Origin of the sequence: Flavobacterium aestivum (assembly GCF_026870175.2) — a bacterium.
GTDB lineage: Bacteria > Bacteroidota > Bacteroidia > Flavobacteriales > Flavobacteriaceae > Flavobacterium > Flavobacterium aestivum.
Genome location: NZ_CP113977.2, coordinates 131,901 through 150,278, shown reverse-complemented (window position 1 = coordinate 150,278; position 18,378 = coordinate 131,901). Strand labels below are relative to the sequence as shown.

Annotated in this window: 13 protein-coding genes; all 13 read right to left on the bottom strand. The window is 34.4% G+C overall.

All coding sequences use genetic code 11. The features are described from left to right. Positions 1 to 5: 5 nt before the first annotated feature. The 13 genes from OZP08_RS00730 to OZP08_RS00670 all read right to left on the bottom strand — a co-directional run bounded on the left by OZP08_RS00730 (position 6) and on the right by OZP08_RS00670 (position 18,308). Positions 6 to 404 (bottom strand): SMI1/KNR4 family protein, encoded by a 399-nt coding sequence (locus OZP08_RS00730; protein ID WP_281322745.1) that lies wholly within the window; start codon positions 402 to 404, stop codon positions 6 to 8. A 343-nt stretch (positions 405 to 747) separates the two neighbouring features. Then, positions 748 to 942: a hypothetical protein gene (locus OZP08_RS00725; protein ID WP_268847846.1), complete on the bottom strand. Its 195-nt coding sequence runs from the start codon at positions 940 to 942 to the stop codon at positions 748 to 750. A 5-nt stretch (positions 943 to 947) separates the two neighbouring features. Then, positions 948 to 1,952, bottom strand: coding sequence for an RHS repeat-associated core domain-containing protein (locus tag OZP08_RS19710; protein WP_432419625.1), 1,005 nt, complete (start codon positions 1,950 to 1,952; stop codon positions 948 to 950). Positions 1,953 to 2,095: 143 nt separating this feature from the next. Next, positions 2,096 to 2,617, bottom strand: a complete 522-nt coding sequence (locus OZP08_RS00715) for a hypothetical protein (protein WP_268847845.1) — start codon at positions 2,615 to 2,617, stop codon at positions 2,096 to 2,098. Next, positions 2,610 to 2,900 carry a hypothetical protein gene (locus OZP08_RS00710; protein WP_268847844.1) on the bottom strand — a complete coding sequence of 97 codons (291 nt, stop codon included), beginning with the start codon at positions 2,898 to 2,900 and terminating at the stop codon, positions 2,610 to 2,612. The genes OZP08_RS00715 and OZP08_RS00710 overlap by 8 nt, the downstream gene beginning before the upstream one ends. Before the next feature lie 187 nt (positions 2,901 to 3,087). Beyond that, a complete protein-coding gene (locus OZP08_RS00705) occupies positions 3,088 to 3,561 on the bottom strand; it encodes an Imm26 family immunity protein (protein ID WP_281322744.1) in 474 nt (157 codons plus the stop codon). Positions 3,562 to 3,724: 163 nt separating this feature from the next. Continuing rightward, positions 3,725 to 4,201, bottom strand: a complete 477-nt coding sequence (locus OZP08_RS00700; RefSeq protein ID WP_281322743.1) for an Imm26 family immunity protein — start codon at positions 4,199 to 4,201, stop codon at positions 3,725 to 3,727. Between the two features lie 15 nt (positions 4,202 to 4,216). After that, complete coding sequence (locus OZP08_RS00695) at positions 4,217 to 9,520, bottom strand: DUF6443 domain-containing protein (protein ID WP_281322742.1); 5,304 nt, start codon at positions 9,518 to 9,520, stop codon at positions 4,217 to 4,219. Positions 9,521 to 9,531: 11 nt separating this feature from the next. Further along, the gene (locus OZP08_RS00690) at positions 9,532 to 12,849 is read right to left on the bottom strand and encodes a hypothetical protein (protein ID WP_281322741.1); all 3,318 of its coding nucleotides are present in this window, start codon (positions 12,847 to 12,849) and stop codon (positions 9,532 to 9,534) included. Positions 12,850 to 12,859: 10 nt separating this feature from the next. Next, on the bottom strand, positions 12,860 to 14,536 hold the full coding sequence (locus OZP08_RS00685) for a T9SS type A sorting domain-containing protein (RefSeq protein ID WP_281322740.1): 1,677 nt from the start codon (positions 14,534 to 14,536) through the stop codon (positions 12,860 to 12,862). An 858-nt stretch (positions 14,537 to 15,394) separates the two neighbouring features. Then, on the bottom strand, positions 15,395 to 17,584 hold the full coding sequence (locus OZP08_RS00680; RefSeq protein ID WP_281322739.1) for a VapE domain-containing protein: 2,190 nt from the start codon (positions 17,582 to 17,584) through the stop codon (positions 15,395 to 15,397). 96 nt (positions 17,585 to 17,680) lie between these two features. Beyond that, entirely contained in the window at positions 17,681 to 18,007 is a 327-nt protein-coding gene (locus tag OZP08_RS00675) for a hypothetical protein (protein ID WP_268847830.1), read from the bottom strand. A gap of 16 nt (positions 18,008 to 18,023) precedes the next feature. Next, the gene (locus tag OZP08_RS00670; protein ID WP_268847829.1) at positions 18,024 to 18,308 is read right to left on the bottom strand and encodes a helix-turn-helix domain-containing protein; all 285 of its coding nucleotides are present in this window, start codon (positions 18,306 to 18,308) and stop codon (positions 18,024 to 18,026) included. Positions 18,309 to 18,378 lie beyond the last annotated feature (70 nt).

The window sequence follows — 18,378 nt, the reverse complement described above, 5'->3', positions numbered from 1 at the left end:
TTATTTTACTTTTCAGACCCATCATAATTATAATCTTCAAGTGTCCATTCAATCATCACTTCTTTGATCCATTCAATAAAACTATTATTACAAGTTTCGATTTCATTTGCATTATCATATTGAAAATCCCATTGCCAAAATACAATTGGACTTATGCCATTATCGTATCTTGATAAATCTAAACAATAATGATTTCCTCTGCCATCAGGTGAAAACGGAACATATTCAGGAGGCATTTTGTTTGCTACTTCAAAATGTTCAAACTGATAAATTTGTTCTAAAGAAGAACTTTGGAATTGTTTATCATAACCGAGAATTTCTTTCCCAAGAATAGAAATTCCATTATGCTTTTTTAAAATATTTTTAAAATCTGTTGGTAATAAAAATCCCAATGCTTTTTTCAAAAATTTCTAATCTATCATCATTTATTGGCTTCCCAAAAGTTATAACATCACTTGAAAATTTATATAATTCTTCTAATAAATCTTTACATAATATATTTATATCCATATTTCTATTTTTTAGGAAATTTGCTTTTCCAATATTCAGTTCGAGCTTTGTTAAATTCTTTTCGTTCTGCTTTTGTCAGCGGAGTAGTATAATTAACCACCAACATATCTTATACATTACCACATATCTGATGCATTACCAAAAAGCCACTCCGTAATGAAGTGGCTTTTTTATTGGTTTTGCTTGTGTTCAGGAGCGAGATACTCGCGCCAGCTGGGTCATTTTGTTTTAAAATTTTTATTCATTAAGTATTACATATCCAACAATACATGCGAATAATAATGTTATTATATAACCTGCCCAAACATTTCTATTCTCACATTCTTTAGTGTATTGTTCACTTATGTTCCCTTTAAATCCTTTTATAATCCAAAAGAAAAATCCTCCTATCCAAATTGAGGTAAGTTTCGCTGCGAAAGGTTCTCTTGCCATTTTTTTTACTTTTTATTAAGTGTTGTTCCTACTATATTTAATGCTTTAGAATAATTTATATATCCTGCATTATTAAAATCATTGCTTCCTAATTTACCATTATTAGATTTTGTAATCGCTGATGAATACTGATTGGCAGTTCCACGAGCATAGTTTATTAATGATTCTCCTAATCTACCAAAACCTCCGGTAGTACCATCGCCTGCACCTGGCACGTCTGATGTAGTCTCTCTAAATTTTTGCTGGTCATTTTTTAATGGGACTACTAAATCTTTCATCCCATCTACACTTCCCGAAAAAGCTGTTGCCAATGGACCTGTTAAGTTTTTATCAGACGATGTTTTTGTTTCAGAACATGTTACTTTTCCTAAATCAAAAACATTTGAAGTATCTCTTTCTGTCGTTGTTTTAGTTGTTTCAACAGTATTCGATTTACTTACAATTTCTCCTTTAGAATTAATTACAGTAGTAAAATTAGCACTTGTATTTGTTGTATTAGTCACTTCTGTTTTTGCTCCAAATGCATTTACTTGAGTAGAAGAATTTGAGTTACTTACAGAAACATTTTCCTTTATTGTATAATTACCTGTTTTCTTATTATAATTAACAGATTGCAACAAATATGTTGGGTCACCATTTTCAACCGCAGACATCCCATCAGGATCAATAAAAAATACAGGATTGTCATTAGCATAAACATAAGGACTAAATCTTCTACTTTCTTCAGCTTTCGGGTCAATGTTCATCCAACGTCCTAAAGCAGGGTCGTAATTACGTGCGCCATAGTCGTACATGTTAAGCCCCAGTTCATCTTGCAATTCTTTTCCGTTGTAAAGGCGCTTTCCTGCTGGATTTGCAGAAGTAACCACAGAATTATACCCACTATGCTTGAGACCGAAAGGGTAGTAGTTACTCTCCTCGATAATCTCAGCACTGATAATGGCTCCGTCGTTATTGGCATCCCCGTAACTCAATCTAACATTCCCTAAATGGTCTTTGTATTGAAACACGTATTTGAAAGGACTTCCGTTAGGTTCTACATAATCCTCCGCGATTGGAATAGAAGAGGTGACCTGTTGATCACCTCTGTTTTATTCGTTTTTTTTAAATACATATTCATTTTCAGGTAATTACTTTTTTTTTGTAAAAACACCTAATCTGAAACATTTCCCCAATGGTTTTTAATTTCTACAACGCTATTTACTAATTTATCAATTTCTTTTTGAAAAATTTCTTTAGCATTTTCATTTGGAAGTAAAAAAACAAATCTATTTAAAATATCATTATTTACTGAGACATATATAATCCCTTTTATATTTTCTTTATCAATGTAAGTAAAATAGATCTTAATCTTTTCATTTAAATCCTCTACTGCCAATATTTTCAAATCTCCTAAATCAAATAAATAGTCTTTATAGTTATCAATATTAACAGATACTATTTCTTTGTTTGTTTTATTTGACATTAAATACAAGATATATTTAGGCTTTTCATTAACAATAAACTGATAAGCATCAATATTTGCTAATTTCTCGTGAGTAGAAGCAAACGTTTTTACAGATGTCTTTTCAGGTACTTTAATACTATAAAATTCTGTTTTTATAGTATCTTGAGAATACAAATTATTATTTATTAAACTAAACAGAACCATAAGTCCTATAAGCAACTTATTCATAAAACATTTTTTTAATTATTCTTAAGACTAGATTTCCAAAAATAAAATACAACCAAACAAAAAATGACACTATTAAAACAACGAATGGAATGAATAGTACAAGAATAATAATTCCCTTTATTCCATAAACCTCTTTGCCATTAAAATTTACAGGTATAACTTCAGTTATGTTTAAAATAATGTGCAAAATCGCAAAAGGGATATAGCCAAATAAGAATGTAATAAATACTCTCTTGAATAGATTTTTAGGCATTTCTGAATACTTTTCAATTATCTTTTTCATAATTTTTATTTTTTAATTCCCATTAAAATAATTTGTGGCATAATCTCCCAAATTCTTTTTTAGCAGCTGCTTCATATTGTGGTGCTTTTGCAGGAAAGAAAAAATTAAAAGATGCACTCTCAGGCGTACTGAATGATGTTAAATAAAAAAGCTCCAATTCTGGGCTTTTTTCGTTTTAAATTATAACTTATTCTTTAAATAATTCTAAATCTTCTTTCATCCAAATACTTGTTGTCCCTTCATAATGAGACCTAATTCTATCCTCAACATGATTGGCATCCCATACAGCTGCTCTTTCTAACCCTTTAACTTTATCTTTTGTTGTAGGTGTAATATCCCCAGTGTTAGGATTATAAAACTCAAATCTATCAGGATGTTGAGCGTCTTGGATAAATTGCATCGGTTGGATTTCTAGTTCTTGTCTTATATCAAGTTTACCTACTTTTAACCAATGCCCTTTTTTAACAACATCTTCGTATACACCAACTATAAATAGAATAGGCTTTTCCTGTAGTATAGATAAGTCGGTCAAGTGTTTTTCACTTTTATAATCAAAAAAAGCATAACCTCCTTTATCTAAAATTTGTACATAAGCGTAATATCTATCATCAATGTTTATTTCAAGTATTGAACCTACCGTTATTTTTTGTCTTTTATTCATTATCCAAATATTTTAATTATCTCCCAAATTCTTTTTTAACAGCTGCTTCATATTGTGGTGCTTTTGCACGAAAGAAAAAATTAAAAGATGCACTCTCAGGCGTACTGAATGATGTTAAATAAAAAAGCCCCAATTTGGGGCTTTTTTCGTTTTAGATTATAACTTATTCTTTAAATAATTCTAAATCTTCTTTCATCCAAATACTTGTTGTCCCTTCATAATGAGACCTAATTCTATCCTCAACATGATTGGCATCCCATACAGCTGCTCTTTCTAATCCTTTAATCTTATCTTTTGTTGTAGGTGTAATGTCCCCAGTATTGGGATTGTAAAACTCGAACCTATCTGGATGTTGAGCGTCTTGGATAAATTTCAAAGGTAAAATTTCAAACTCTTTTCTTATTCCCAACTTACCAACTTTTAACCAATGTCCTTTTGTTATCACATCATTATAAACTGTAATAATAAACAGAACTGGTTTGTTTTCCAGTATTGAAAAATCCTTTAGTGGACTAGGACTTTTGTAATCAAAAAAAACAATCCCATCCCCATTGGATAGTATTTGTGCATAAACATAATATTTATTTTCAATATTTATTTCTAATATCGAACCAGTCGTTATTTTTTGTCTTTTATTCATTGTTCAAATATTTTATTAATTCCCAAATTCTTTTTTAGCAGCTGCTTCATATTGTGCTGCTTTTCGATTCTTAGGACCTATTCCATTTATGGCATTACCCGATGTTCCTCCTTCTGATTTAGCACCACCATTATTATTAATATTTTGTTGCTCTCTTCCTCTAATAGCATCTGAACTAGATGAAGATTTGTCCAGTTTAGCTGGACCATAACCTTTATCATTCATGTGGTGGTTTGCGTCTCTAGCTCTAACATTCGCCTCAGGCTTACCAGTCCCGCTTGTTCTACCAGAATATGTTCCTTCTGTAGGATGTTCTTTAGTATAGGTTTGATAAGTTTTGCTTTCTGTTTTAGTTACGGCAGATTCTGCCCCATGCTCCGCAATAATAATACCTTCTTTAACTTCAGCTTTTACAGGTGTAGCTGTCATCAAAATCATCATTCCGGCTTGTGCTCTATTTGCATCATTTCCATCAAAATCTTTCCCTGTAACAAGACTATAAATATCTTCAATAGGAGTCATAACCCTTACTGCAGTTTGAAATACAGCCTGATTGGCACTACTATTATCTGTTTCTGCTCTGGCTTGAACGCCTCCTTTGGCTATCTGGGCTTGTCTAAAACGAAAATCTTCAGGTTCTCTTCCTTCAAGTTCTACCGCATCAACAACTCTGTTTCCACTAAACACATATGGAGACCAATCAGAATATTCTTCAGTCAACGGATCGATAGACATAAACCTACCTATAGCAAAATCGTAGTTTCTGTATTTAAAGCTGTCCCAATTTAGTCCTAATTCATCCTGACGTTCCTGGCTTTGGAAAAGCTTTTTTTGCCCTGGATTGGTGGAAGTCACCACAGAATTATACCCACTATGTTTGAGACCGAAAGGGTAGTAGTTACTCTCCTCGATAATCTCAGCATTGGTAATGGTTCCGTTTTTATCGGCATCACTGTAGCTCAATCGTACGTTTCCTAAATGATCCTTGTATTGAAACACGTATTTAAAAGAACTTCCGTTAGGCTCTACATAACCTTCCGCCGTTGGGAAAAACTGCAACACATTGTCTTTATATTGATACCCGCCCAAATATTTAGTCAGGGTAATAATACCGTTATCAGTTACCTTTTTTTCAAGTTTTTGCCCAACTGAGTTGTAAATATATGCAATAGAATTTCCAGTTCCAAATGTTATTTTAGTAGGAAGATTCAAATGGTTGTACACAATCCCGGTAATGTTCTTGTTTTTATCCGTAATCATATTCCCGTTGGCATCATAATTATAGTCATCTCCCGTTTTATTTCCATCTATAAAACCCTGATTGTCATTACCCATTGAACCATCGGTTACTCTCGTAAGTTGGTTAGAGTTCGCATTACTGTAATCATACAATAAATCATCTATCTGAAAAATGATTGAAGGCGCATCGCTACCACCAAATCTTTGCAGAGACAGGATATTACCATTCTTGTCATAACTCAAACTCTCATTATAAGCACCCGAAACTGGAATATTTTCCCCTGGTTTTTGGTAAATAGCCTTTTTCAATCGGTTTAGATCATCGTATTGATACCCATAGGAACGGAATGTACCATCAGAGTTAGATCGCCAGAATGTTTCGGCTATATTGCCATTATATAACGGTTTAACACTGGTATTAGTGGTAGGCTTGTTATAGTTTATCGCAAAAGCAAACCAATCTCTTGGGTCAGTATCTTGTTGCAAATTGGCTTTTTTGTTAATCTCAGTCATCCAGCCGCGAATGTTATAGCTGTAATCTACTTTTTGCAAAGGCATACCACTATTGTTCCCTACTTTTTTACTGGTCAGTTGTCCCAATTTATCATAGGTATTGTCTGCCAATAGCTGAATTGCACCACCATTTATCTGGTGGGTATGTGTGAGCAAACGATCTTGCGCAGAATAGGTGAATTCTTCTTTTACAGTAAGTTCAGTACTACCACTCATGAGTTTATGCTTGGTTATGGTATATATTGGTTTTCCGCTAAAGTCAAGTTTACTGTCAGTACTGGTATATCCACTCAAATGATTTTGGGAATAACTGCCTATTGGTCTGGCTTTACTGTCATAAAAGGTAACGTTAGTTTCTCCCGAAATTACAGATGCCAAGCTAAGCGCTCTTGTCCAACTACCGGTTGCGAGACCTTTGACATTAGCCAAAACCGTTTGACCTTCTATAGTGGTAGGAGCGGTTCCCATATTAGGAAATGCATAATTATCATAATAATTAACCGTTAGGAGTTTAAAACCAGTAGGGGCAATAGTATTGCTATAATATGCCTCAATTCCATCTATTGCACCCGAAGTCTGTTTGGTCTCAAACAAAACCGTGGCAGTATTTTGAGCATTTTGCATACTGGTTCGGCTCGAAACATTCGCAGTAGAATTTAGCCAACCCGTATAAACCGGTCTACCAAAAGCATCGTATTTAGTAATTAACCAACCCACTGCTGTATCGTCTTTAAAAGGGGAATTTGCAGGACCTGTGGCAACAGGTCGGTCCAGTTTATCATATACAATAAACTCCCATTGTTTGCCCGGTAGTTTTCTCTCGACCAATCGATTGCGATAATCATGTTTGTATTGGTAACACAATCCGTCAAGTACTTCCTGATTTATGGTTCCATCAGCCTTAGGCGGAATTACATAGGTTAGGTTTCCGTACGTATCATACACATAATACGTATCGTGTTTAGTTCCTGATTCGTAGGTTCTTTTTAGAATTACTTTTCCTTCTTTGTCTTTAAACTCAACAGTACTTCCTGCTGTTTCGGTAGGACTTGCGGAAGTGTTTTCATCATAAGTAATGGTTTTTATTAATTCATTGGCTGCATAAGTACCATCCTCAGAGAAGGTAATATCATGCAATCCCGATCCGGCATTCCAGTTTGTGGTTGCTCGATACCACTTTACTTCTGTAGCTGTATTGGTTTGATAAGCCATTTTGATTTCGTGACCGCTATCCATAGCCCAATCGGTTCCCGGTGCGGCTTGTTTTAAGACTCTGCCTAGGGGGGATGATTCTAGTTTCTTTTCAGAAAAAGGGTTCGCCGTATTTTCATATTTCTCTGTACTGTAAAAATTGATGGCATTTGTTACAGCATTTCCATCATAAGTCATATTACCAGAAGTTGAAGCATAAGGCAGATATTCCTTTGTTGGTCTGCCAAAATCATCGTAGCCAATATGCGTTATAATATCTTTTCCTTCTGTCGATTGCTTATTGGCAATTTGTTGTACCGGTTTTCCCAGTCCATCAAAATACGTAATATTCACTAACGCTTTTTCAGGAGATGGATTCTGCAAAATAGTTCCAGTAGGTTCTTTATAAGTCGTAGTTATAACATAATTGTAGTCTGATGAAGGAGATGCCAAACTACTACAGTCTGGACTTGTTCCTGCTACAGACGGACAATTATCCGAGTAGTTGGCGACATAATTTCCGGGAGGTTTTGTACATTGTTGTATATAATTTAAGGGATCACCTAAACCATCGGGTTCATTATCTGCATACCATTTTGTGTTAGGGTTTAGCTCGCCTTTACTATCATCACAATCGGTATTATTAGCTACATATCCTGTAGGCTGGAGACTATAGTAAAGGCTTATATTTGGATTCCCAAAAGTATCTTTATCATAATCCTCATAGAAAGTTCGCGGTTGGATATTAGTAATAAACTCAGTTCTATCATTATAATCACTGGCATTGGTTACATAACCCGTAGGTTGAAGACTATAGTAAAGAGTTACGTTTGGATTCCCAAAAGTATCTTTATCATAATCCTCATAGAAAGTTCGCGGTTGGATATTGGTAATAAACTCAGTTCTATCATTATAATCACTGGCATTGGTTACATAACCCGTAGGTTGAAGACTATAGTACAAACTTACGTTTGGATTCCCAAAAGTGTCTTTATCATAATCTTCATAGAAAGTTCGCGGTTGGATATTGGTGATATTTCCTGTAGTATCATCATAATCGGATTTGTTTAGTACATACTTGTAGGGTTTCTTACAACTTGAAATGGCGTCTGCTGCATTGCCAAAACTATCGCCATCTTCATCACGATACCAAATAGCAACTTCATATACAGTTATATCATAGTCATAACAATCATCTGCCTTATCAACATATTTTTCTGGTTTTGTGCAACTTTGTTTCGTTTGCGAACTAGTGCCATGTCCGTCGCCATCGTTATCAAAATACCAAATAGTATTTGGTTTTACGAACTTATCTCCATCATCGCAATCTCCAGACAAAAGAACATAGCCTCCTGGTTTTGTACAACTTTTAATAAAATTGGTGCTTAAACCAAAACCATCACCATCTACATCACGATACCACATTACATCTGGATGTACAGTAATGTCTTTGTCATCACAATCCCCTCCCTTTAGTACATAATCATGATTAAGGGGAGGATAACATCCATAACGAGAACCAGTACCTGTACCAAAATTATCATGATCACCATCATGATACCAAACAGTATTGGGATTTAAATCGCCATCAGAATCCTCACAGTCATCTCCGTTGTCTGTATATCCAGCGGGTCTTGTACAGCTTAAAACTTTGTCTCCCTGAATTCCAAAATTATCTCCATCTACGTCTCTGTACCAAACTGTATTGGGGTTTATTGCGATATTTCCATCATTACAATCTAGATTATTGGTTACATAACCGGCAGGTTTTACACTACAATATACGGTCACAGTTGGGCTTCCAAAAGTATCGGTATCATAATCCCTGTAAAAAGTTTGTGGCTGTATATTGGTAATCGCTCCATTGCCATCATCATAATCACTTGCATTAGACACATAGTCTGTAGGTTGCAAGCAGCTTTTTGTAGTAATTGAACCGGTACCAAAACCATCGTGATCGCCATCACGATACCAAACAGTATTGGGTGTCAAAGCTCCATTTTTATCATCACAATCTAAACCATTCGGTACATAACCCGGAGGCTTTATGCTATATAACCTTCCTGTATTTGGATTCCCAAAAGTATCCCCATCTATATCCTGACAAAAATATAGGGTAGGGGTTACATCAGTAATATACGGGGTACTATCATCTAAATCAAAATCATTCCATACATAACCATTTGGTTTAGTAGGTCTTAAAATGCTTAAATTAGGATCTCCAAATCCGTCTTTATCACGATCAATAAACCATGGATAAGTATTCCCATCACCACCGCCGCCAATGACTGATGGAACTGCTTTAAGGGTTTTAATCTGTCCGTATCCTAATGAAACAATCAGTAGTAATAAAAAACTAAATATATTTTTTTTCATGGTGCTCTTATTTAGTTTTTATAATGATATTGGTTTTCTGTTACAATTTTTCCTTGACTATCCTTTACTACTTTCAAACGATTAAATTCGTCATATTCATAATAAGTTGTTAAGCCTTTGGGATCGGTAACTGTTTTTATTCCTACCAAAGGAATATAAGTATAAGTAGTAATCATCGCATTTGGTAAACTGTTTCTGAAAGTATTGTCATTTGTCGAATAAACAGCATTAGCCTGTTCATAAGTTGCATTTTCGACTTTGGCTATCGGTTTGGTTTTATTGTATCCCCAGATTATTGCCACTGGTGTTCCGCTCTCTAAAGTATATTGGAGAATATTCCCAATTTCATCGTATTTGTCGAATGTAATTTTTCTTTCCAAAGAATTTGCCGTAGACAATGAATTAGGAAATTTTGCAGCGTAAATAAACTTAGGCAATAACAAATTACTTGTTGTGGCATCCTTTGCATATTCTGTTTTTTGCTCGGATAGTTTGCTATTCCCTCTATAGGTTTCTGTTTTCAGCGGAGAATCAATTCTATTGCTTGCTATCATATCCAGTACAAAAGGTTCTGAAGCCATAGCTAAATCCAGAGGATAATAATACTTGGTTTCTAATGTTTCCTTTGCTGAGGATTTGGTGCTTTGCGAAGTCAGCTGAAGATGTGATGGATTGTTATATCCATAGGTTGTTATTGTTTCTACTGGATTTAGTCCGTTAAGATTATATTTTTTGGATATGGATGATTCCAGATAAAACCAGTATGATTTTGTTTTGTATTCTACTATACTCAAATTATCGACAATTTCAGAAAGTGAGAAGGGATCGTTAAAATGTTTTCGAACATTATACCCCCTTACCTCGTTGGAATAAGAAGTATCTAACTTATATTTATTTTCATTCTCGGCTACAATTACAAATGAAGCATTTTCGTTTCTTTTCTGAAATACCTGTGATTTTATCTCGAGACCATTATCCCATCCGAAATTAGTAAGCGGGGCACTTTTAATATCAACTGTCCCTAAAATTTTGCTATTACCATTTACACTATGATCTACTGTTACCGGTTCACCGTTAGTATCAAAATCATCTTCCCAATTATCTCTGTGTATAATGAATTCTTTTGTTTCTCCACCATTCTCAAAAGCATCCCCACCCTCACTAATGGTTACATATTTATAAAAACAATTGCTACTGCCGGTATCAAACAAAGAAATTATACTACTGGAACTAACCACGAGATTGGTATTATCTATAAAAATATTACCAAGTCCAGTTTGGCATGTCCTTCTTAGAAGTTCTATATCCATATAAAAAGGAGTTTTTCCTTTGTCTCCCGAAGAATGATTTATATCGTCCTTGCTGCCATAATAATACCGTTTGTAGTTGGCTTTAGCAGTTGGCTCTGTAATGTCTTTGGTCGATTTAATTCGAACACCACCTGTTTCTATATTTGTATTTGTCGTTAATGGGAGAGTAGCATAATACACAATATCAGTCTTTGCTGTAACTCGAATCCCTCTTTTTACAAGTTTAATTTTATAACTCTTGCCTGCTACTGCATCAAAATAAAAAAAATTGGTTTTTTTCTTTATAATAGTAAAACTGCTGGGATAATAATTTTTAGTTCCAAACTGAGTAATATCATAAAATGAAAGATACGTATCTGGAGAATCGGTACAACTTATTTGCATGTAAGCATTATAATTTCCGGAGTCTGCAGGATCTGGTATTGGATTGCCATTCTGATCGTATTTAGGCTCTTCTTTACTTACATAAACAACAAATCCTTTAAATTCAACTCTTTGATCAATTGGGGAGGTAATAGTAAGGGATCTCTCATTTCCATTATCATCCAAATTATCACCATCCTCATCTGTAAAGGTCAAGTCTATGCTTTCTTCTGTTTTTGGAGGATAAGTTGTTTTTTTTCCCCAATAGGTATTGCTCTCATAATCAAACTCAGTATATCCTTTGGTAGGGTAAATAATTTTACTTAATAATCCTGTTTTAGCAAAATTTGCATTCGGTTCTTTATCGGCTCCACTATACTCTATATTGTTTAAGCCTGTATTAAAATCGGCTATGTTTTTAGGTACTAAATTGGTATTATTCTTACCATTATAATACCCCCAATGGTCCTGACTTGTTGCAAGTCTTTTAGGAAAACTTGACTGGTTTACATACTCAAAAGCATATTTTTTAGTAGGATCTATAAATGTGATGTTTTGCAGAAAAACACGCTGATTGGCTGTTTTTAAATAATTGAAGCTTATTTTTTCAATCACAACTCCATCAGCATTGTATTGGGAAATGAATTCAATTTTGCTATTACCTTGTACTTCTTCATTAACTCCCGAAGCCGTATAAGCAAAAGTGATATAGCCATCACTGCTATTATTGCTGTATATTTTGTTTACTCTTTTGCCAATAACGGTCATTTTGTAAGAAACAATACCGCTAAGTGTTGGAGCATAAGTATACGGAGCTCCTTCACAACCATTTTGTATTTGAGGATAGGACATGGTGAGTGTTTGGGAATTTGATGCCGTGTAATCCATATTGGTGTCATCATAGGTAAGATAAATCTCAGACCCGTTAGGATGCACTATTTTGCTTAAATACCATGCGGTTGTAGACCCACTTATCACAGAATGTCCAGCCCCCATATTTCTAAAGGTGGTGGTTTCTTCTTCTGTAAAATAATATTTGACACCATTGGTGGTAGTCAATAGAAAATCGGCATTATTAGTTCCGATTCTTTGTATTTTAATTTTTTGATTGTTTACAAAAACCGGTGCATCGTTTTTATCATATACAAATTTCCCTGAGTTGCCATTAAAATTAAAAGAATACTGATCTCTTTCAGTATCCGCATTATCCTGTCCTGCTGCTCTGTAAAATTGTAATTTTTCTGCATTGGTAGCAGTTGATAAATTATCTGGTGGGTAAACTCCTGTTTGATTATCATCGGATTTATCTCTTACGGTTCTGGTGATTACGCCTCCAAAATTAAGATTCCAACCCAATCCTACATTTGAGGCAACTTCATCGACCTTTATTCCATTAGAACCATAAAAAAGCGATAGGGGTGATTCTAAATCCTTTGTTTTAAAAGTAATCAGCGGAACCGAAATATTGGCAGCTCCAGTAAACATTCCAACAGGAACGTTGCCGTATTTACCCAATTCTCCCGCTGTAGGAGATGGTGGGATTATATTGGGTAAAAATTTACTGGTATCCTGTGCAAGAGTATGCAAAGATGTAAAAATGAACAACAGAAAAAATGCATATTTGATACTGTTGTTGGTAGTATGTATTCTATTCATTGTGTTTCTTTTAATTTTTTCCTTTTTTTATTATTTTCACTCCATCACTATGTACATTGGTTTTTATGTTCACGACATAAATTCCCTCGGGATATTGGCTTAAATCTACCGGAACGGTTCGCTCTGTAATAGGGAATCGTTGTAGTATACGACCTGCTATATCTACTACAGTTGCTGTTCCGTTTTCAAATTCATAGCCTATGATAATATTGGTAAATGCCACTGTTGGATTAGGAATGGCCTCTACGCTTGTTTTTACTTTCTCTAGTTTGGTTTTGTCTTTTATCTTTACTACCCAAAAATCATTTCCGCCAATATTTCCGTTTTTATCTTTAGAGGCATTGGAGTTTGAGGTTCCAGCCATAAGATAGCCGCCATCTCTTGTTTCTATTAGTTTGCGTAGTATGTCTTCTCCGCCACTTCCTACTGTTTTCTTCCAGGTTTCTTCGCCTTTTTCATCAATTTTTAAGGCGATGTAATCATTAATTCCTTCTCTATCTTTGTTTACAAGGTTAGTTGCTTTTCCAACCAGACCTTCTCTTGGTTGTTTGTTTTCACTTTGGGCATATCCGCCAATGAGATAGGTATGATCTTTATTTTCGACCAAGGAGGTCAAAATATCGACTTTTCCAAAATCGTAGGTTTTACTCCAAAGAACTTCGCCTTTTTCATTCAGTTTCAATATCCAGTAATCGGTTCCATTACTCACATTGCCTCCTAAAGTGGTAAGAGGTGTTGTGCTGTTAGAATTTCCTCCTACTATATAGTCACCATCCTCTGTTTGATGAATTACGTACAATTGATTGTCTCCATTGCCACCATAGGTTTTTTGCCATTCTATTTTCCCTTCACTATTAATTTTTAGAATCCAGTAATCACCAATTCCAGTATTAGCTTCCGTTTTATCTCCTGAGCGAGATGAATTAGAATACCCTCCCAAGATATACCCTCCATCTGAGGTTTGTTCCATGCTTCTCAGTACATCTGCATATTCTCCACCGTATGTTTTTTGCCATTGTACAGCGCCAGTCTTATCCAATTTTACAATCCAATAATCCATGTTGCCTCTACATTTTTCGGTTTTACCCGTTAAGTCGGGTTTTACATCTATAGTACCTTTTTCTGTAAGGTCTGTTTTGGGATCTAGAGTACTGTTGGAAGAGCCTCCGAGCATATAACCTCCATCAATGGTTTGAAAAGCACATAGGAGTTCATCCTGACCGCTGCCGCCAATTGTTTTTTGCCACAGTTCTTCTCCTTTAGCATTGAGTTTGATTACCCAAAAATCAGTAATTCCTTTGCAGTTCTCTTTTTTGTTGCCAATGGCTCCTGTAGGTGTTTGAGGGCTGTTTGAGGTTCCAGCCAAAATAAAGCCTCCATCTGTGGTGTTTTTGATGCTTTGAAGCAAATCAAAACCACTGCCTCCGATACTTTTTTGCCAATCGAGTTCGCCTTTTTCATCCATTTTCCAAATCCAGTAATCCAGATCTCCATGATTGTTATCTGTTTTATTTCCGGTTTTATCAGACAGGGAACTCCCTGCTAATATGAAACCATAATCGGCTGTGGGTTGTGCATCAAATAGATAATCAGCATGTTTACCTCCATACGATTTTTCCCAAAGTATATCCTGAGAGTGTATAAGTAGGGGGAAAAACAATAGGGATAGTAAGTGTTTTTTTTTCATTTTTTTTTAGGGGTATTAATTTAAAAAAAGTGCTTTTTTTTTGCACTAAAAGTTGTGTGTATAAAAATTCGCACAAGATTAGGTTCAATTATTGGCATATACAATACCCATTTTTAGTGATATTTAAGTGATATTTAAAGGTTTAATCTTGTTAAAATGACATATAGCCTTTTTTTACAATAAGCGATAAGACAAAAAAACGCCACTATCAAGAAACACACAAACACAAAGACACATCTGTTTGTTACTACGGTTTAACTATTGCATTTGGTGTTCTAAGCATTCGATTACATCTTCAGGAAAAACAGCTTTTGGGTTCAATTTCTTCTTCTGAGAAATAGCTATTGATGTAATGAAAAACCTTAGAGGGTTGATTTGAGAAATCTTTAAATAGCCTTTATTTTGGATAAAGGATTCGGTTTGGCTTTGCCCTAATTATTAGTAGATGTATTTTTTTTCTAGAACAAGGCAAAATTGTTGGAAAATATCACTTCCACCCAAAACAATAAATAATAAAATCACTTAGGGAACCAATCACAAATGCAGAAAAATATAAAACTTGGAATAAAATTTTCATTGGGTCAAAAAAAACGAAATAATCTTACCTATCTTACCCAGCACAATGATACCAAGGGTTAAGAGTCAAAAAACCTATCTTACCCTTCTTACCCATCTTACCTACTTTTTTATAGTTTTAAGATTGTAATAAAGGTAAGATAGGCAAGATAAGGTAAGAAGAAATAGAATTAAGTTACCCACTGTTAGCCCAATGGTCATGGGACTTAGCAAAGATTAGGTAAGATGGGTAAGAAGAAAAGCATATTTGCAGTGATTTTTATTTTTTATTGTAAATTTATTTTAGGTGAAATTCTTTTTTACCCAATATCCGTAAACTTGATTGTGCTTATCTCGTTTAAAGCCAGCGCTTTTTAACGCTTTTCCGATTCCAATGTTTGAGAGTCTAACCCCAGATGTATACAAACTTATATGATGCAATATTTCTGTCGATGTTAAAAATTCAGCAGATTCAATTTTTGCAGGAATTTCAAAATGTTTGTGTATCAAATCTCTTTCGGGAGAAACAATTTGAAACTTTTCGTTTCGGATTTCATTTTGCTTAATGTCGTCAATACTCAAAGTTTCATCATAGCTTTTGTCTTTTGAAAGGGCATAGGCTTGCGCCCAAAGAGTATTAATGTCAAACTCTTTTTTGTAATTCCAGTCTATTGATTTTACAATGAAACACAACCAACGAACTGAACCCGTTTCGTCTTGCAAAAAAGTGGTCATGTTGGTAGAACCTATAAAACTGGAAACCCTTTGAATGATGGAATTTTTTCTATCATAAGGCAGTCTCTCATTTATTTGCGCCTTACTGAAATAGGATTTTAACTGGTTAATTTCTTTTCGGGACAAAGCAGCCAACTCATCAAGGTTGATTAAAAAGTTTTTGCAAAGCAAAATACGCGCATCTTTATCGTCACTCATGTCTTCAGCCATATAATTTGATAATTCGTTTGGACAAAGAAACCTACACCAAGAACTTTTACCAATGTTTTGCCCGTTACCATCATCGGTTAATACAAATGCCTGTTTATTAAAATAATCATCAACTATGGCACATTTAACGGCTCTTACGCACCATTTTTTAAAATGATATTCAAACTGTTCTTTATCCTCTCCCAGTTCCAGTTTAACATATTCTGAAAACTGTTTTATATAATCCGTTTCTTTGTCCCATTGGGGTAAATTGGCAAAGTAATGTATCAATGGGTTGTAGTTCGGAACGAAATCACTTTTTAGTATGGCAATCAAAGAATTTAAAGGAATTTTTATGCTTTTCTTTTGCATTTCCAACCAAAGGGAATTTTCATTGCAGGCTGCCCATTTATTTTCGTCTTTATGGCTAATTTCAATTTCAAGAGAAATTACATTGTTTCTGAAATCATAATGCTCCAGTAAATAATCTTCTGCTATATGAAATATGGTTGTTAAGTCTTTGTTTTCAACATTTTGAACTGTTGTGACACTTTTATTTTTTACTGCCAAGTCCATTATTTTTTGAAAATCCTGTGCAGAATGCTCTTGGAAATAATCGGTAATGTCATAGCCTTTAAAGGTTTCATTTTCGGGAAGTTTCAAGGGTATGATTTCAGAAAAACGGTTTGTGATTGCATTACGTCCGTTTTCTCCTGTTTTATCATTGTCGTAGCATATAAACAAGTTGTTGCAAAGAGAATGCAATTTTTTAATTTGTTCGTCTTTTGGATGGATTGCTTCACTTCCAAAAGTTACAGCGTGAAAACCCCTTGAATTAGCAACGATTACATCTTTTTCGCCCGCACAAATGATTAGATTTTCTTTTTTTGCTGTTCCGAGTTGTTCCATTCCGAAAATTTCCGTTGGAAATGGAGGTAAAACATTTTTCTTAATTCCGATTTCAACTTGATTGGGAATGTACATTTTAAAATTTTCCTGCAATTCAATTGCAAAAGCAACACTTTCCTTTTTGGTATAAATCGGTTTCTTATCCGTCCATGTATAACTTGAAATAGAATGCAATTTATACTTTTCCAATGTTGTTTTTTGAACCCCTAATTTATTCCAGTACTCTAAATCTAATGTTGTGAACTCCCTTGTGGAAACGGTTAAAAGTGAAGGCTTTTTTTCTTTTGCAAAGGTTGCGTCTAATTGTTGCAAAGGTTTTGCAAAAGGTTGGTTTTCCTTTGCAAAGGCTCTCTTGTTGGTTCCTATTGCTAAAGTCAAGTTCATTTCGGATGCAATGGCATTTAATACTTCATTGAATTGGCTTTTGCAATCCCAGCTATTTAACTCCGCAACAAATTGAAATACATCGCCCTGTTTTCCAGTACTGTTACATTTGAAACTTCCATTTTTCCATACCTTAAAGGATGGTTTTTTGTCCTTAGAAAACGGACTTGAAATATTTCTTTTGGGGAAATCATTTAAGCTTAGAAATTTCGTGTAAATATCTTCTACAGTAGTGTGCTTTAAAATTATATCTTTGGTTAGATTTTTTTCATTCATAACTATATCTATTTTTAACCCCATTGCAATTCCTTTGCAATGGGGTTGTTTCTTTTGCAAAGCCTTTGCAAAGCTTTGCAAAAGAAATGTTAGGCTTTAAAAGGTTGTTACACCTTTACTTTTTTCTGTCTTGTGTGTTCTTTTTTGATTTTTAAAGAACTCCCGATATTCTTCTAACATCGTTCTCAATTCGTCAGATAAAGTATAGCCATCGGGTATCCCGTTTTGTTCTATGAAAATAATAGCTTCTTGTGTAGTGATATTTTGAGCATGCATTCGCATTCCTGCTGGAATTGACATTCGGGTTCCTCGAAGTATATCGTTTATCCCGTTTAGGATATGCAATTCAGTGATCTGGCTCAAATACAGCTCTTGCAATTCCTTTTTATTTCTAATGGAGTATAGAATTTTTAAGGCTTTCATTGGTTTGGTTTTAAAATTATTCAAATTGATTTTTTTGAATTAATGATTTTAAAACCTCACTTTTTTTGTATCGTATTTTATTTCCGATTCTGTAGGCGGGAATAATGTCTTTTCGTGTCCAGTCCCAAAGTGTGACCAATGAGACTGACAACATTTTTGCCGTTTCCTCTCTGGTCAATAATTGGTCGCTTTCGCTTTGCAAAGTAGTTGCAAAATCCGCAAGACAGTCTTTTATGCCTTTTAAAATTTCATTTTTGAAATCTAAAGCGTTTGTGTTTTCTAATTGAAGTAAGTTTACCATAATATTCTTTTTTGTTTTTAAAATTATATTACGGCAAACTTAATGTAGGTGAATGTTTTTTAACTTCTGG

What these genes read in the sequence shown, in the direction of transcription:
- OZP08_RS00715 (WP_268847845.1), bottom strand. Translation starts at nt 2,617, where the DNA reads ATGAATAAGTTGCTTATAGGACTTATGGTTCTGTTTAGTTTAATAAAT.
- OZP08_RS00695 (WP_281322742.1), bottom strand. Translation starts at nt 9,520, where the DNA reads ATGAAAAAAAATATATTTAGTTTTTTATTACTACTGATTGTTTCATTA.
- OZP08_RS00670 (WP_268847829.1), bottom strand. Translation starts at nt 18,308, where the DNA reads ATGGTAAACTTACTTCAATTAGAAAACACAAACGCTTTAGATTTCAAA.
- OZP08_RS00710 (WP_268847844.1), bottom strand. Translation starts at nt 2,900, where the DNA reads ATGAAAAAGATAATTGAAAAGTATTCAGAAATGCCTAAAAATCTATTC.
- OZP08_RS00675 (WP_268847830.1), bottom strand. Translation starts at nt 18,007, where the DNA reads ATGAAAGCCTTAAAAATTCTATACTCCATTAGAAATAAAAAGGAATTG.
- OZP08_RS00685 (WP_281322740.1), bottom strand. Translation starts at nt 14,536, where the DNA reads ATGAAAAAAAAACACTTACTATCCCTATTGTTTTTCCCCCTACTTATA.
- OZP08_RS00700 (WP_281322743.1), bottom strand. Translation starts at nt 4,201, where the DNA reads ATGAATAAAAGACAAAAAATAACGACTGGTTCGATATTAGAAATAAAT.
- OZP08_RS00705 (WP_281322744.1), bottom strand. Translation starts at nt 3,561, where the DNA reads ATGAATAAAAGACAAAAAATAACGGTAGGTTCAATACTTGAAATAAAC.
- OZP08_RS00725 (WP_268847846.1), bottom strand. Translation starts at nt 942, where the DNA reads ATGGCAAGAGAACCTTTCGCAGCGAAACTTACCTCAATTTGGATAGGA.
- OZP08_RS00690 (WP_281322741.1), bottom strand. Translation starts at nt 12,849, where the DNA reads ATGAATAGAATACATACTACCAACAACAGTATCAAATATGCATTTTTT.
- OZP08_RS00680 (WP_281322739.1), bottom strand. Translation starts at nt 17,584, where the DNA reads ATGAATGAAAAAAATCTAACCAAAGATATAATTTTAAAGCACACTACT.